The 13291-nt window shown below is 63.6% G+C and carries 13 protein-coding genes; 3 read left to right on the top strand and 10 right to left on the bottom strand.

Annotation, left to right across the window (positions count from 1 at the left end; all coding sequences use genetic code 11):
* Positions 1-34: 34 nt before the first annotated feature.
* Together P3R38_RS01105 and P3R38_RS01100 are read right to left on the bottom strand one after the other, a co-directional pair.
* On the bottom strand, positions 35-622 hold the full coding sequence (locus P3R38_RS01105) for a mechanosensitive ion channel family protein (RefSeq protein ID WP_277686751.1): 588 nt from the start codon (positions 620-622) through the stop codon (positions 35-37).
* On the bottom strand, positions 622-2532 hold the full coding sequence (locus tag P3R38_RS01100) for an ATP-binding cassette domain-containing protein (RefSeq protein WP_104882301.1): 1911 nt from the start codon (positions 2530-2532) through the stop codon (positions 622-624). Before P3R38_RS01100 ends, P3R38_RS01105 begins: the two co-directional genes overlap by 1 nt.
* A 50-nt stretch (positions 2533-2582) precedes the next feature.
* Here P3R38_RS01100 and P3R38_RS01095 point away from each other — a divergent pair, with 50 nt between their 5' ends.
* Positions 2583-3065: a TIGR02444 family protein gene (locus tag P3R38_RS01095; RefSeq protein WP_023378131.1), complete on the top strand. Its 483-nt coding sequence runs from the start codon at positions 2583-2585 to the stop codon at positions 3063-3065.
* On the opposite strand, the gene P3R38_RS01090 is transcribed toward P3R38_RS01095, so the two are convergent.
* Complete coding sequence (locus P3R38_RS01090; RefSeq protein ID WP_277686750.1) at positions 3041-4210, bottom strand: AlgP family protein; 1170 nt, start codon at positions 4208-4210, stop codon at positions 3041-3043. The two genes, P3R38_RS01095 and P3R38_RS01090, sit on opposite strands and share 25 nt — an antisense overlap.
* A gap of 225 nt (positions 4211-4435) precedes the next feature.
* Here P3R38_RS01090 and P3R38_RS01085 point away from each other — a divergent pair, with 225 nt between their 5' ends.
* Positions 4436-5101 carry an FKBP-type peptidyl-prolyl cis-trans isomerase gene (locus P3R38_RS01085; protein WP_023378129.1) on the top strand — a complete coding sequence of 222 codons (666 nt, stop codon included), beginning with the start codon at positions 4436-4438 and terminating at the stop codon, positions 5099-5101.
* Between the two features lie 9 nt (positions 5102-5110).
* Here P3R38_RS01085 and P3R38_RS01080 read toward each other — a convergent pair whose 3' ends face one another.
* From P3R38_RS01080 to P3R38_RS01050, 7 genes are all read right to left on the bottom strand, one after another.
* Positions 5111-5581, bottom strand: a complete 471-nt coding sequence (locus P3R38_RS01080; protein WP_023378128.1) for an Rsd/AlgQ family anti-sigma factor — start codon at positions 5579-5581, stop codon at positions 5111-5113.
* 231 nt (positions 5582-5812) lie between these two features.
* On the bottom strand, positions 5813-6316 hold the full coding sequence (locus P3R38_RS01075; RefSeq protein WP_023378127.1) for a disulfide bond formation protein B: 504 nt from the start codon (positions 6314-6316) through the stop codon (positions 5813-5815).
* Between the two features lie 221 nt (positions 6317-6537).
* The gene (locus P3R38_RS01070; protein WP_277686749.1) at positions 6538-7776 is read right to left on the bottom strand and encodes a heme biosynthesis protein HemY; all 1239 of its coding nucleotides are present in this window, start codon (positions 7774-7776) and stop codon (positions 6538-6540) included.
* Positions 7773-8873 (bottom strand): uroporphyrinogen-III C-methyltransferase, encoded by a 1101-nt coding sequence (locus P3R38_RS01065; RefSeq protein WP_023378125.1) that lies wholly within the window; start codon positions 8871-8873, stop codon positions 7773-7775. Before P3R38_RS01065 ends, P3R38_RS01070 begins: the two co-directional genes overlap by 4 nt.
* A gap of 45 nt (positions 8874-8918) precedes the next feature.
* Positions 8919-9686 (bottom strand): uroporphyrinogen-III synthase, encoded by a 768-nt coding sequence (locus P3R38_RS01060; protein ID WP_023378124.1) that lies wholly within the window; start codon positions 9684-9686, stop codon positions 8919-8921.
* Positions 9683-10624 carry a hydroxymethylbilane synthase gene (hemC, locus tag P3R38_RS01055; RefSeq protein WP_277686748.1) on the bottom strand — a complete coding sequence of 314 codons (942 nt, stop codon included), beginning with the start codon at positions 10622-10624 and terminating at the stop codon, positions 9683-9685. The genes P3R38_RS01060 and hemC overlap by 4 nt, the downstream gene beginning before the upstream one ends.
* 158 nt (positions 10625-10782) lie before the next feature.
* Positions 10783-11526, bottom strand: coding sequence for a LytTR family DNA-binding domain-containing protein (locus tag P3R38_RS01050; RefSeq protein ID WP_023378122.1), 744 nt, complete (start codon positions 11524-11526; stop codon positions 10783-10785).
* Between the two features lie 310 nt (positions 11527-11836).
* On the opposite strand from P3R38_RS01050, the gene argH reads away from it, so the two are divergent.
* Positions 11837-13231 (top strand): argininosuccinate lyase, encoded by a 1395-nt coding sequence (gene argH, locus P3R38_RS01045; protein WP_023378121.1) that lies wholly within the window; start codon positions 11837-11839, stop codon positions 13229-13231.
* The last annotated feature ends 60 nt before the right edge of the window (positions 13232-13291 follow it).

The following is a 13291-nucleotide window of genomic DNA, read 5'->3' as shown; positions in this document are numbered from 1 at the left end:
GCCGGAACACAACGACACGGCCGCCTCGGACAACTCAGTCCGCCTCGACCGAAGCGTCTTGCTGGAGGGACTGCACCTCGGTTCCCCGCCAGCGACGTACCGACTTCTGGAAGAACTGACTATTGGGTACCTGCACCAGCGCACCACCGGCCTCGGGCATTTCCATCAGCGTGGTGAACAGCAGGTTGATAGCGATCACCCGACCTTTGACGCCAGGTTTGTCGAGGTTATCGACCAGTTCGACCACATCACCGATGCGAAACGGCCCGACGGTGAAGATCAACACCGCACACAGCAGGTTGGACAACACGCTCCACATGGCGAAGAACGCCACCGCAGCGACGGCGACGAAGCCGGACAACGCCGTCCACAACACCGTCGCCGATACCCCCATGCGCTCCAGCACGAACAGCAGTGCACTGCCCATGATCAGCCAGCGCAGACCACCACGCACAGGCATCAGCAGCTCCGGCGGCAAGGGGTAACGCTGGCCCAGGCGGCTGAGGCCACGGGCCACGATACGCTGAAGGACGAACGCTACGACCAGAATCAGCAGTATCTGCAGCCCAAGCCAGAAGGTATCCATCCATTGCCCCGGCAACAGCGAGCGCAGCTCCTCCATCAGGACAGCGCCTCGAGTTCGGCCTGCATGCTTTCCAGAGTCTCCAGGGCTTCCATCCAGGCTTCCTCCAGCTCGCCTTCGCGCTGCTTGAGCTTGCTCTGACGGGCCAGCAGGTCACGCAACTCGTCCTTGCGTGCTGCGTCGTACAGTCCGCCATCGCCCAGCGCGGTCTCAATTTCGGCCAGCTGGCTGTGCACCTGATTGAGCTCGGCCTCGAGCTTCTCGGCCGCACGCTTGTGCGGCGCCAGTTGCTGACGCAGGGCCGCTGCTGCCTGGCGCTGGGCCTTCTTGTCGGTCTTGTCCGGGTTGGCCACCGTGCTGTTGACCGGCGCGCTGCGCTGGCGGTAATCGACCAGCCAGCGGCTGTAGTCGTCCAGATCGCCATCGAAGGTGTCGACCTTGCCATCGGCCACCAGCAGGAAATCGTTGGTGGTGCTCTTGAGCAGGTGACGGTCGTGGGAGACCACTACCACGGCACCGGCAAACTCCTGCAGCGCCATGGTCAGAGCCAGGCGCATTTCCAGGTCGAGGTGGTTGGTCGGTTCGTCGAGCAACAACAGGTTCGGGCGTTCCCAGGCGATCAGGGCCAGGGCCAGGCGCGCCTTCTCGCCACCGGAGAAATTCACCACCGGCTCGTCGACACGGTCGCCATGGAAGTCGAAGCCGCCAAGGAAGTCGCGCAACGTCTGCTCGCGCTCGGTCGGGGCAATCCGCTGCAGGTGAAGCAGCGGGCTGGCCTTGTCGTCGAGGGAGTCGAGTTGGTGCTGGGCGAAGTAGCCGACGGCCAGGTTTTCGCCGCGCACCAGGCGCCCGCCCAATGGCTGCAACTCACCGGCGAGGTTCTTGATCAAGGTCGACTTACCGGCACCGTTAGGGCCGAGCAGACCGATGCGGGCACCCGGCGCCAGTTGCAGCTTGACCTTTTCCAGGATCGCCTTGTCGCCGTAGCCCAGACGCCCTTCGGACAGGTCCAGCAACGGACTGGAGATTTTCTCCGACTCGCGGAAGACGAAGTCGAACGGCGAATCGACATGTGCCGCCGACAGCTCTTCCATGCGCTCCAGGGCCTTGATCCGGCTCTGCGCCTGGCGAGCCTTGGTGGCCTGGGCCTTGAAACGAGCGATGTACTTCTCCATGTGCGCACGCTGGGCCTGTTGCTTCTCATAGGCCTGCTGCTGCTGCGCCAGGCGTTCGGCACGGGTGCGCTCGAAAGCCGTGTAGCCGCCCTTGTACAGGTTGAGCTTGCGCTGCTCGACATGCAGAACGTGATCGACCACGGCGTCGAGGAAATCGCGGTCATGGGAAATCAGCAATAGTGTGCCGGGGTAACCTTTGAGCCAGTCCTCCAGCCACAGGATCGCATCGAGGTCCAGGTGGTTGGTCGGTTCGTCGAGCAGCAACAGGTCGGATGGGCACATCAGTGCCTGGGCCAGGTTGAGGCGCATCCGCCAGCCACCAGAGAAATCGCCTACGCGGCGGTCCATCTGCTCGTTGGTGAACCCCAGGCCGGCAAGCAGCTTGCGCGCACGGGCATCGGCGGTATAGCCGTCGGCGCTGTCCAGCTCACTGTGCAGGCGCGCCAGCGCGGTGCCGTCGTGGGCAGCCTCGGCGGCGGCGAGTTCAGCCTGGACCTTGCGCAGGCGGACATCGCCATCGAGCACATAGTCCACGGCAACCCGGTCGAGGGTATCGACCTCCTGGCGCATGTGGGCTATGCGCCAGTCGCCCGGCAGCTGGCAGTCACCGGCATCGGGCGATAGCTCACCGCGCAGCAGGGCGAACAGGCTGGATTTTCCGGCACCGTTGGCGCCGATCAGGCCGGCCTTGTGACCGGCGTGCAGGGTCATCTCGGCGCCTTCTAGCAAGCGCTGCGGACCACGCTGTAAAGTGAGGTTGGATAGTCTGATCATGATGGTCGCGGAGTCTACCAGCTTCCTCGGCCCGTAGCGTGAGTGGAATCATGTACACCGACCTATGGAATCACGCCCTCGCTTTGTACGCCCGGCCTGGTGTGGAACAGGCCTGCCTGGCACTGCAAGCGTCAGGGGCCGATGTCTGCCTGTTGCTGTGTGGCACCTGGCTGCAAATACGTGGAGTGGCAGCCAGTCGCGCGCGCGTGGGTGCCTTGCGTGAATTGGCCGCCCCCTGGCAACGCGAGGTAGTGGCCCCACTGCGCCACCTTCGCCAGCAATGGCGTGAAGCGGCGACGAGCGACCCGCAGTTGCTGGCGCTGCGCGAACAGGTCAAGGGGCTGGAACTGCAGGCAGAGAAGGCGCTGCTCGAACGCTTGCAGCAGCGTTCGCAACAATGGCCCGCGGACGCTGGTGAGCGTACGGAGGATTGGCTGGCCCTGCTCGTGCCGGACCAGGCCCGAAGCCACGACGCGCTGGTTCGATTGCGCGTCGCGGCCGCAGGGACTCAGGACGCCGAGGACGGCGCCTGAACAGCAGTACTCACAGGTGCCGGCGATGGGGCGGGAGCGGCCGAATTGGTCGCGGGTGCGGGTGAGGCCGGCTTGGCTTCAGGTGCCTGGCTGACGGCTGGCTTGGCTGGCGCCTTGGCAGCAGTTGGCTTGGCGGTAGCAGCTTTGACGGGAGCTTTGGCAGCGGCTGGCTTGGCAGCAGTGGCTTTGGCTGGCGCCTTGGTAGCCGCCGGCTTGGCAGCAGTTGCCTTGGCGGGGGCTTTCGCAGCAGCTGGCTTGGTAGCAGTCGCCTTGGCTGGAGCTTTCGCAGCAGCTGGCTTGGCAGCAGCAGTCTTGGCTGGGGCTTTCGCAGCAGCAGTCTTGGCTGGGGCTTTCGCAGCAGCTGGCTTGGCAGCAGCAGCCTTGGCGGGGGCTTTCGCAGCGGCGGGCTTGGCGGCAGCAGCCTTGGCGGGGGCTTTCGCAGCGGCGGGCTTGGCAGCAGCAGCCTTGGCGGGGGCTTTCGCAGCGGCGGGCTTGGCAGCAGCAGTCCTGGCTGGGGCTTTCGCAGCGGCGGGCTTGGCGGCAGCAGTCTTGGCTGGAGCTTTCGAAGCAGTTGGCTTGGCGGCAGCAGTCTTGGCTGGAGCTTTCGCAGCAGCTGGCTTGGCGGCAGCAGTCCTGGCTGGGGCTTTCGCAGCAGCCGCTTTGGCAGGAGATTTGGCAGCGGCTGGTTTAGCGGCAGCCTTCGCCGGCGCCTTGGCAACCGCAGGCTTGGCTTTAGTGGCCACTGCACGCTGGTCGAGCGCCTTGCTCACGGCTTCACGAACCTTGCCAACACCCTGGGCCAGTTTCAGGCTTTCCTGAGCATCGCGCTTGAGTTGTTGGATATAAGTACGTGTCTGCGATTGACGGTCTTTGAGCGAATCGAGCAACTCTTCAAGTTCGCCAATGGCTTTGTGCGCTTTGCTCTGGGCCTTGGCTTTGCCTGCCTTGGCCGCGTCCTGCAACTTCAGGCGACCGTTATGCAGTTTTTCCTGGGCCTTTACGCGTTGTTTTTCCAACTTGGCCAGCAGTTTCTCAGCATCCGCCAGCGCTTGGGAGCAGGCGTCTTCCAAATGTTCGAGCAGGCTGCCCGAAAGTTGCTGGAGCAGGTGCAACGGCGTACTGACTGGCTTCTTCTTAGCCGACATGGTTTACCTCCTGGCTGACGAGATTGCGGCTCATACTATGCTTCTGCTGCTACCGCCGCTAGGGCATGTTGACAGTATCGATGGCGCCGCGTTGCATGCCTGGGCAAAGTTGTTATCTTGCAGCTCCGTGCAAGTGTAGTTGCTTAATAAATCGTTGCTGATATTTACACATCCATCGACAACAGGGCTGGCATACTTCCCCGCTCATTGGAGCAGGAGTTGAGCATGTCTCGTCATCTTTTATTCGGCCTTTGCCTTCTGGCCACCGCTGCCCTGGCCAACCCTGACACCCCTCCTGCCAACGACCAGGATCTCGCCTACAGCCTTGGCGCCAGCCTGGGTGAGCGCTTGCGCCAGGAAATGCCCGGGTTGCAGCTGGATGCCCTGATCGAAGGCCTGCGCCAGTCCTATCAAGGCCAGCCGCTGAAGCTCGACAAAGCGCGGATGCAGGCCATCCTCCAGCAGCATGAAGAACAGGCAGGCAGCGCCGTCGAGCAGGCTGAAGCGGACAAACTGCAGGCAGTGGAAACGCGCTTCATGGCCAACGAACGGGCACGCGCTGGCGTGCACGAGTTGCCAGAAGGCGTGCTCTACAGTGAATTGCAAAGCGGTACAGGCGCTCAACCCAAGGCCGGGGGCAAGGTACAGGTGCGTTACGTAGGCCGATTGCCGGATGGCTCTGTGTTCGACCAGAACCAGCAGCCGCAATGGTTCAGCCTGGACTCGGTGATCGAAGGCTGGCAGGTGGCATTACCGCACATGAAGACAGGTGCGAAATGGCGCTTGGTGATCCCTTCGGCAAAAGCTTACGGTGCCGAGGGCGCAGGTGATCTGATTGCGCCCTACACACCACTGGTGTTCGAAATCGAGTTGCTGTCGGTGGCCAACTGATCCACGCCATCAGGCCTGGACAACATCCTCTTGGCTGTGCGCGTTATGCAGCACTTCGATCAGGCAGTCTTCGAGTTCGAAGCGCTCGTGCAACAGGCTGCCCAGCTTGCCCAGTTTCTCGGCAAAGCGCTCGGTGTCCTTGCACTCGCCCTTTTCGCAGTGGTCGTTGAAGGCGATGGCGATCTGAGTGATGTCGTTGATCCGCGGGTTGATTTCTTCGGCGAGCTTCAGCGCTTTCTCATCACCGAAGGCCTTCGCCTCGCTGACCAGTTGCTCACACACTTCGAAGTGCCACGCCGAAACGTAATCGACCAGGATCGCGCAGAAATCGCGGTTCTTGTCCTTGTCGGCAAAAGCTGGCTTGACGTCCCGCAAATTGCGGAAAGCCTGCACCAGGTCCTGGCGCTCTTTCAGCCAGCGGTCGATCAGCTTGTGAACCCCACCCCAGCGTTCCTGAGCGTTCTGACAACTATCGAGCATGGCGTTCTCATCCCTTCTGGGTAGATGCCGCTGCACCTCGCACCACGACCGTGCAGCACAAAGGTGACATCAGCAGGACGGCATCGAGCAGTTGTGTTTTCGGTATGCGTGCTGGGAGATTATTCCCGCGCGTGCTGAGCTTCAAGGTACGCAGCGGACAAAGTTCATACAAGTGTTTAATACCCTTTCTCAGCACCATTGGTCGCGCTGCAGGGTCGGCCTTGCTCTGGATCAAGCTTTGCTCAGTGTGCGGAAACGATACGCCAGCAGGCAGCTCAAGGGCAGCGCCGCCAGGAGCAGGAAGGCCAAGAGGCTCCATTCTGGCAGCGTCAGCTCGAGAAAACTCCAAGTCAGCGAGTTGCAGTCAGGGCCTCCCAGCAGCAACTGCCGTGCAGCCTCGCTCCAGGACCGCTCCAGCACCTGCAGGAACGGCAGCGGGCAACCGTGCACCGTCTCATCACCTTGCAACCAGACATGCCGCCCGGCGAGCAAGGCCCCGCTGCCAGCGAAAGCGAGCATCGCCCGTGAGTAGCGAAGCTGCCCCGATGGCCCAGGGAAATGCAACACCGCGCAGAGGCCCGCGAGCGAATAGAGGCCAAGCAGCAGACGCTGGCTGAAGCACAGCGGGCAAGGAACCAGCCCAAGCGCGTGCTCCAGATGGAAAGACGCCAGCAGCACGGCCAACGATGCAAGGCATGCAGGAACGAAATAGGTGCGCAAACGGGCCGGCAGCATGGGCAGTGAGAGTCCCAGGGTCAGTGACATGGCCTGAAACGGTAGAGGAAACGCGCGCTTTGTTTCAAGGCGCTACAGGCGTGACAAGTCGCTGAATAGCAGAGAATTTTCCAGTCGTGCAGTAGGAAAACTCCGAAGAAATGGACTGCAGAACCAGCTTACAGAAGAAGATAAGTTACCCGGCCCGTGAACCCGCGCCTTGGCGCGGGCCCATGGGTCGGTCAAGCGCGAACGCTCTCCGGCAGCGGCAAGGCCAAGAGGCGCTCGTCCAACAGACCCAAGCCTTCCTGGAACAGCTGATTGCTGCGCTCGGTTTCACCCAGGCCTGCCAATAGACGGGCCAGTTCAGCACAGGCTTCAGGGTTGCGCTCCATCCGCAGGCTGCTCTCCAGGTAATCGCGCGCCTTGCCCCAGAGGCGGTTCTGCAAGCTCAGGCGCCCCAATGTCAGCAACAAGCTTGGGTCTTGTGGATGGGCCCTGAGCCAGCCCTCGGCAGTTTGCAGCTGCCGCGCGGGGTCATCGCCACGTACCAGCCCGTAGAGGCGGGCCAGGTGGCTTTCGTATTCGCGCTTCAGAGCGTTGCGCAGCACCTGCTCAGCTTCACCCTGGGCGCCCACCTGCCGCAGTTGCTCGGCGTAGGCCAGCACCAACTGCGGCTCCTGACGCTGTGCCGAGGTCAGTTGCTGCCAGGCCCGTTCCAGTGACTGGCGCGCGCTGCCTGGATCTTCACCGCGGGTCGCTGCCAGGCTCAGGTTCTGGCCCCAGGCGCGTTGCTCCAGCGCGGCGAGTTCATCGGCGGGCAGCACCTTGCCCTTGCGCAACTCAGGCAGCAGACGGATCAGCGCCGACCAGTCGCCACGCTCGAGATACAGGCGTTGCAGCAAACGCAGCACCTGGCCGTTGTGCGGGTGGCGCTCGTGCATCGCCAGCAGGGTTTCCAGGGCGCCATCACTGTCGCCACGGTCCATCTGCAGCTGGGCATGGGTCAAGGCCACCGCCAACTCAGCCTGGGGCTGACGCTCAAGAGCGCGCTCCAGCAGGTTGTCGCTGTCTTCCGTACGCCCAAGCTCGTTGGCGGCGCGGGCAGCGCCGAGGTAGTACAGCAAAGGCTGGCGCTCGGCCTCGGCGGCTCGATGCAGGTGACGCTGCGCACTGGCCCAGCGTCCCTCGGCGAGGTCGAGTTGACCCTGTTCGACCGCCAGGCGGATACGCCGACTACGATTGCGCCGCGACCATGGGTTGACTACACCGGAAGACGTCAGCACCAGGCCAACCAGGTAACGCAGCAACCACAGCAGCGCAACGATCACGAGCAATGCTGCCAAAGCCGCCCAGAGCCCCGATTGATAGCGGAAGCTGCCGTAGGAGATCAGCACATAGCCGCTGTGCTTGGCGACAGCAATGCCCAGCGCTGCTGCGACCACGATGGCCAGCACCGCCAGCAAGTAGACGCGCTTCATGGTTTGCCCCCTTCAGCCTCGGCGGGCAGATGGCGGCGCTGGATGTAGGCCTGCACGGCAGCAAGGCTTTCACTCAGGTCAGGGGTAACGACCGAGACCGGCTGTGCGGCCAGTTCATTGAGGCTCTCGAGCATCGCCTTGCTTTGTGGGTTGTCGGCATTGAAGTTGGCCAGCAGCACGCTGCGAGCATCGTCCAGAGCCTGGTCGTACACCTTGGCCTCGCCGTTGAGCGCCGCCCATTGGGCCTGCTCGATGGTCAGGCTCAGGGCCAGGCGAAGCTGGTTGAGCGACTGCCCGGCCAGCAAGGGCCGCACATTTTCATCGGCGTTGAAGTCGATCTGGAAATACTTGGATATCTCTGCCCACCACTGCGACCAGCGACTGGCGCCATCGCCGTCGGAGGTCAAGGCGCCCAGCGCATCGGCGTTGCTATCGAATTCTGGGGACTGGGCACTGAGCTGCTGCACCAGTTCACGTTGGGCGGCAAGCTTGAGGAATAGCCCGGTGCGGTCCGGCTGCTGGGTGCTGTTGAGCGTCGCGAGGCTGCGTGCCAGTTGCTCGCGAGCCGCGAAGGCACCCGGGTCGCTCTGCTCGCGGAGGATTTCGTCGGCCCCTTCGACCAGGGCCTTGGCGCTGGTGATGTCCTGCAACGCCGACAGACGCAGGGTAGCCAGACGCAGCAGGTGCTCGGCCTCGGCCAGGCGCCATTCCTTGCGGCTCTCACCGAGCACGGTCTCCAGACGCTGACTCAGGCGCTGCTGATCACTTTGCAGCTGGGCCACCAGACGACGGCGGTCTTCCAACTCGCTGGCTGCCGGCAGGCTGGCCAGCTGCGCGCTGATCTGCTGCTCGCGCTGCTGCAATGCCTCGGCGCGCAAGGTCAGTGCCTCCAGGTGCTGTCCCTGGCCTTGCTCGCTGCCTTGCAGCTGCCGCACTTGCCAGACACCCCAGCCGCCCACTGCCACACCGGCCGCACCCAGCAGCAGAGCAAGCAGGGCCAGGCCATTACCGGAACGTTTGGTGGGTGTCGTGCTGACAGGATCCGCCGGCGCCTGTGCCGACGGTTGATCATTGTTGGACAAGACAGTTTCGCTCACGTATCCATCCTTTGCATGGGGGCGCATCGCTCTGAGCTTAGCGCCTTAAGAGGCAGGTGCAGCGCTGCGCTGCACGGCTGCCAGCAAGGCCGCGGCACTGGCGCCACGGCAATCCACAACCTGTTGAGCCCCAGCGGCCCTGGCCTGCTCGGCGACTCGGGGGCTTGGCACGAACAGCGGCAGTTGCGCGAGCTTGGCCCAGTCGGCGCCCGCCATTTGCCGCAGATGTTCAAGACCTTGCCCACTGCTGACCATCAGCCCATTGAGGCGTTCCGCTTCGATGCGACGCAGCAACGTGCCCGCCGGATACTCTGGCAGGCATCGACGATACAGTTCCAGATAATCGACACTAGCACCTTGCTCTCCAAGACGCTCGCAGAGCAGTTCGCGACCTCCCTTGCCACGAACGATCAGAACCCGCGGCGCAGACGCCTCGATGGCTTCACGCAATTCAGGGAGCGCCAACAAGGCCTCGCTGTCATCGCCCCGTGGCGGGCAAGTCACGTACGCCCCCGCCTCGCGCAGCACCTGAGCGGTCGCCTCGCCTACCGTGAACCAGCCGCGCTCCGGGAGGGGCAAGCCGACCTCCGCCAACCGTTCGAGCAGCAACCGGGCCGCCGGCTTGCTGACCACGATGATTGCCTGGTAACGGTGCAGATCGGCCAGCAACTGACGTCGACCGTCATCCAGCGCAACTGGCTCGATCGCTAGCAACGGCAGACAACTACTGGCTATTCCTGCGGCAAGCAGGCTCTGCGCCAGTGCCGCGCAGTCCTCTTCGGGCCGGGTCAGCAACAGGCGCCAGGGGCTCACGGGTGACCCGCCTCGCCGTAGACTTCCTTGAGAATTGCCTCGGCACCCTGGCCCAGCAGGTCTTCAGCCACCCGAACACCGAGCGTCTCGGCCTGGGAGCGGGGAGCACGGGCATCGGCCACCAGCAAGGTACCTCCGCTTGGCTGGCCGACCAGCCCGCGCAGCCACAACTGCTCTCCTTCGAGCACCGCGTAGCAGGCAATGGGCACCTGGCAACCGCCATTGAGTCGCTTGTTCAGGGCCCGCTCGGCCACCACGCGGTCAGCGGTGTCGACGTGGTGTAGCGGTGCCAGCAGAGCATGAATCTCGATGTCGGCGCTGCGGCATTCGATGCCAACCGCGCCCTGGCCGCCTGCCGGCAGGCTGTCATCGACGCTGATGGTCGAGGTGATACGGTCTTCGAAGCCCAGGCGAATCAGACCCGCCGCGGCGAGGATGATCGCGTCGTACTCACCGGCGTCGAGCTTGGCCAGGCGAGTATTGACGTTGCCACGCAGGAAACGGATCTGAAGGTCAGGACGACGCGCCAGTAATTGCGCCTGACGGCGCAGACTCGAAGTGCCGACGATGCTGCCGGCCGGCAGTGCCTCCAGGCTGGCGAAGGTATTGGAAACGAAGGCATCGCGCGGGTCTTCACGCTCGCAGATGCAATAAAGGCCCAGGCCCTCGGGGAAATCCATCGGTACATCCTTCATGGAATGCACGGCGATGTCGGCCTCGTTGTCCAGCAAGGCGGTTTCCAGCTCCTTGACGAACAGGCCCTTGCCGCCGATTTTCGCCAAAGGCGCGTCGAGCAGCTTGTCGCCCCGGCTGACCATGGGCACCAGCGTAACCAGCAGACCTGGATGGGCCTGCTCCAGACGGGCTTTGACGTATTCGGCCTGCCACAGGGCCAAGGCACTTTTACGGGTGGCAATGCGGATTTCGCGAGTGGACATGGAACGCCCCGAACCAGAGAAATGCCGCCGATGATAACAGCTCCGCCGGCTTCGCTAGCAGATGCGGGTCAATCGCTCGTCTGGCGCGGCCTGTTGCGGGGCTATCGTCGGCAAGCCGGCTTGGGCGTGGTCGCAGCCGACTTGCCGACGAGACGCGCTTAGAGCGTCTGCATCATCTTGCGCACGCCAGCGACATGGCGGCGGCTGACTGTCAGGGCATCGCCTTCCAGCCCCTTGAGAAACAGCTGGAAGTGCCCTAGCGGCGTGCGTTGCAAGCGCTCGATACGCTCGCGGGCGACCAGCGCGTTGCGGTGAATGCGTACGAACCGCTCGCCGAATTCGTCCTCGAGTGCCTTGAGGGGCTCGTCGAGCAGCACCTCGCCTGCTTCATGACGCAAGGTGACGTACTTGTGGTCGGCAATGAAGTAGATGACCTGGGGTAAAGGGATCAGCTCGATGCCCTTGCGGGTTCGCGCACTGATATGGCTGCGCGGGCCGCCCCCTTCGCTGCCCGGTCGGGTAAGCGCTGCCAACTGGGCGCGGTTGGGCTTTTCGGCCTTGCGCAGCGCCTCGCGCAGCGCCTGGGGCTGAATCGGTTTGGTCACATGGCTGAGCGCGCTGCCCTTGAACGCCTCGCTACCGTATTCATCGTCGCCGGTGCTGAACACCACCGACGGCGGAGCCTCGCGCTCGCACAGGCGGGCGGCCACCTGCAAGCCGTCAAGGCCTGGCATGCCGATGTCCAGCAGGACCACGTCGGGCTTGAGGCTTTCGATCAGGGCCAAGGCCTCCTCGCCGTTGGTGGCGCTGGGCTCCAGCACGGTGTAACCCTCCAGTTCGCCAAGCAGCCGTGTTAGGCGTTCGCGGGCCTGGGGTTCGTCATCAACGATCAGGACATTCATAATTGCGCTGGATTCCTGAGTGAGTCTCGCACAGGTATAGCGTAGACAGGTATGGTTCGAGCGACACTGCGGTCACGCTCTAGACCGGTGCGATGGCCAAAGATTCACTAGGCCGGCATATTCGTTGCCAGTCCTTTGTCCAACTGTAGACGGTCCGTGGAACACTGCCGTTCAATCGTCAAATATCGCTGGCCTCCCCGCCTGCGGGTATTTTCTCGATATTTCTCTCGACCGGCGTCCTACGGCGGCCAGCCCAACCCTGTTATCATCGGCGCCACTTTTTTCGTTCACGCCTTCAATGAGTGAATCCATGAGCACCGACAAGACCAATCAGTCCTGGGGCGGCCGCTTCAGTGAGCCCGTCGACGCCTTCGTCGCCCGTTTCACCGCCTCGGTCGATTTCGACAAGCGCCTGTACCGCCACGACATCATGGGTTCGATCGCCCACGCCACCATGCTGGCGCAGGTCGGCGTCCTCACCGATGCCGAGCGCGATGCCATCGTCGATGGCCTGAAAACCATCCAGGCTGAAATCGAGGCCGGCAACTTCGACTGGCGCGTCGACCTGGAAGACGTGCACATGAACATCGAAGCTCGCCTGACCGATCGTATTGGCATCACCGGCAAGAAGCTGCACACCGGCCGTAGCCGCAACGACCAGGTCGCCACCGACATTCGCCTGTGGCTGCGCGACGAGATCGACCTGATCCTGGCCGAGATCACCCGCCTGCAGCAGGGCCTGCTGGAGCAGGCCGAGCGCGAAGCCGAAACCATCATGCCCGGCTTCACTCATCTGCAGACGGCCCAGCCCGTTACCTTCGGCCACCACCTGCTGGCCTGGTTCGAAATGCTCAGCCGCGACTACGAGCGTCTGGTCGACTGCCGCAAGCGCACCAACCGCATGCCCCTGGGCAGCGCGGCGCTGGCCGGCACCACCTACCCGATCGACCGCGAACTGACCTGCAAGCTGCTGGGCTTCGAGGCCGTGGCCGGCAACTCGCTGGACGGCGTCTCGGACCGCGACTTCGCCATTGAGTTCTGCGCCGCCGCCAGCCTGGCCATGATGCACCTGTCGCGCTTCTCCGAGGAGCTGGTGCTATGGACCAGCGCCCAGTTCCAGTTCATCGACCTGCCCGATCGTTTCTGCACCGGCAGCTCGATCATGCCGCAGAAGAAGAACCCGGACGTGCCGGAACTGGTGCGCGGCAAGAGCGGCCGTGTGTTCGGCGCCCTGACCGGCCTGCTGACCCTGATGAAAGGCCAGCCGCTGGCCTACAACAAGGACAACCAGGAAGACAAAGAGCCGCTGTTCGACGCTGCCGACACCCTGCGCGACTCGCTGCGTGCCTTCGCCGACATGATCCCGGCCATCAAGCCACGCCATGCCATCATGCGCGAGGCGGCGCTGCGCGGCTTCTCCACCGCGACCGACCTGGCGGACTACCTGGTACGCCGCGGCTTGCCGTTCCGTGATTGCCACGAAATCGTGGGCCATGCCGTGAAGTACGGCGTCGACACTGGCAAGGACCTGGCCGAGATGAGCCTGGACGAACTGCGCCAGTTCAGCGACCAGATCGAACAGGACGTGTTCGCCGTGTTGACCCTGGAAGGGTCGGTGAATGCCCGTAACCACATTGGCGGCACCGCACCTGCCCAGGTGCGTGCTGCGGTGGCGCGCGGCAAGGCCCTGCTGGCTTCGCGCTAAGGCACTCGATCGCCGGCAAGCCGGCTCCTACAGTGGATGTGCGACCTGTAGGAGCCGGCT

This window comes from Pseudomonas sp. NyZ480, assembly GCF_029537255.1.
Taxonomy (GTDB): Bacteria; Pseudomonadota; Gammaproteobacteria; order Pseudomonadales; family Pseudomonadaceae; genus Aquipseudomonas; species Aquipseudomonas taiwanensis.
The sequence above is the reverse complement of the archived record's forward strand: the minus strand, read 5'-3'. Positions and strand labels throughout refer to the sequence as shown.

Excerpts from the sequence above, each read along its gene's own strand:
- P3R38_RS01105 (WP_277686751.1), bottom strand. The coding sequence starts at position 622 with ATGGAGGAGCTGCGCTCGCTGTTGCCGGGGCAATGGATGGATACCTTC.
- P3R38_RS01100 (WP_104882301.1), bottom strand. The coding sequence starts at position 2,532 with ATGATCAGACTATCCAACCTCACTTTACAGCGTGGTCCGCAGCGCTTG.
- P3R38_RS01095 (WP_023378131.1), top strand. The coding sequence starts at position 2,583 with ATGTACACCGACCTATGGAATCACGCCCTCGCTTTGTACGCCCGGCCT.
- P3R38_RS01090 (WP_277686750.1), bottom strand. The coding sequence starts at position 4,210 with ATGTCGGCTAAGAAGAAGCCAGTCAGTACGCCGTTGCACCTGCTCCAG.
- P3R38_RS01085 (WP_023378129.1), top strand. The coding sequence starts at position 4,436 with ATGTCTCGTCATCTTTTATTCGGCCTTTGCCTTCTGGCCACCGCTGCC.
- P3R38_RS01080 (WP_023378128.1), bottom strand. The coding sequence starts at position 5,581 with ATGCTCGATAGTTGTCAGAACGCTCAGGAACGCTGGGGTGGGGTTCAC.
- P3R38_RS01075 (WP_023378127.1), bottom strand. The coding sequence starts at position 6,316 with ATGCTGCCGGCCCGTTTGCGCACCTATTTCGTTCCTGCATGCCTTGCA.
- P3R38_RS01070 (WP_277686749.1), bottom strand. The coding sequence starts at position 7,776 with ATGAAGCGCGTCTACTTGCTGGCGGTGCTGGCCATCGTGGTCGCAGCA.
- hemC (WP_277686748.1), bottom strand. The coding sequence starts at position 10,624 with ATGTCCACTCGCGAAATCCGCATTGCCACCCGTAAAAGTGCCTTGGCC.
- P3R38_RS01050 (WP_023378122.1), bottom strand. The coding sequence starts at position 11,526 with ATGAATGTCCTGATCGTTGATGACGAACCCCAGGCCCGCGAACGCCTA.
- argH (WP_023378121.1), top strand. The coding sequence starts at position 11,837 with ATGAGCACCGACAAGACCAATCAGTCCTGGGGCGGCCGCTTCAGTGAG.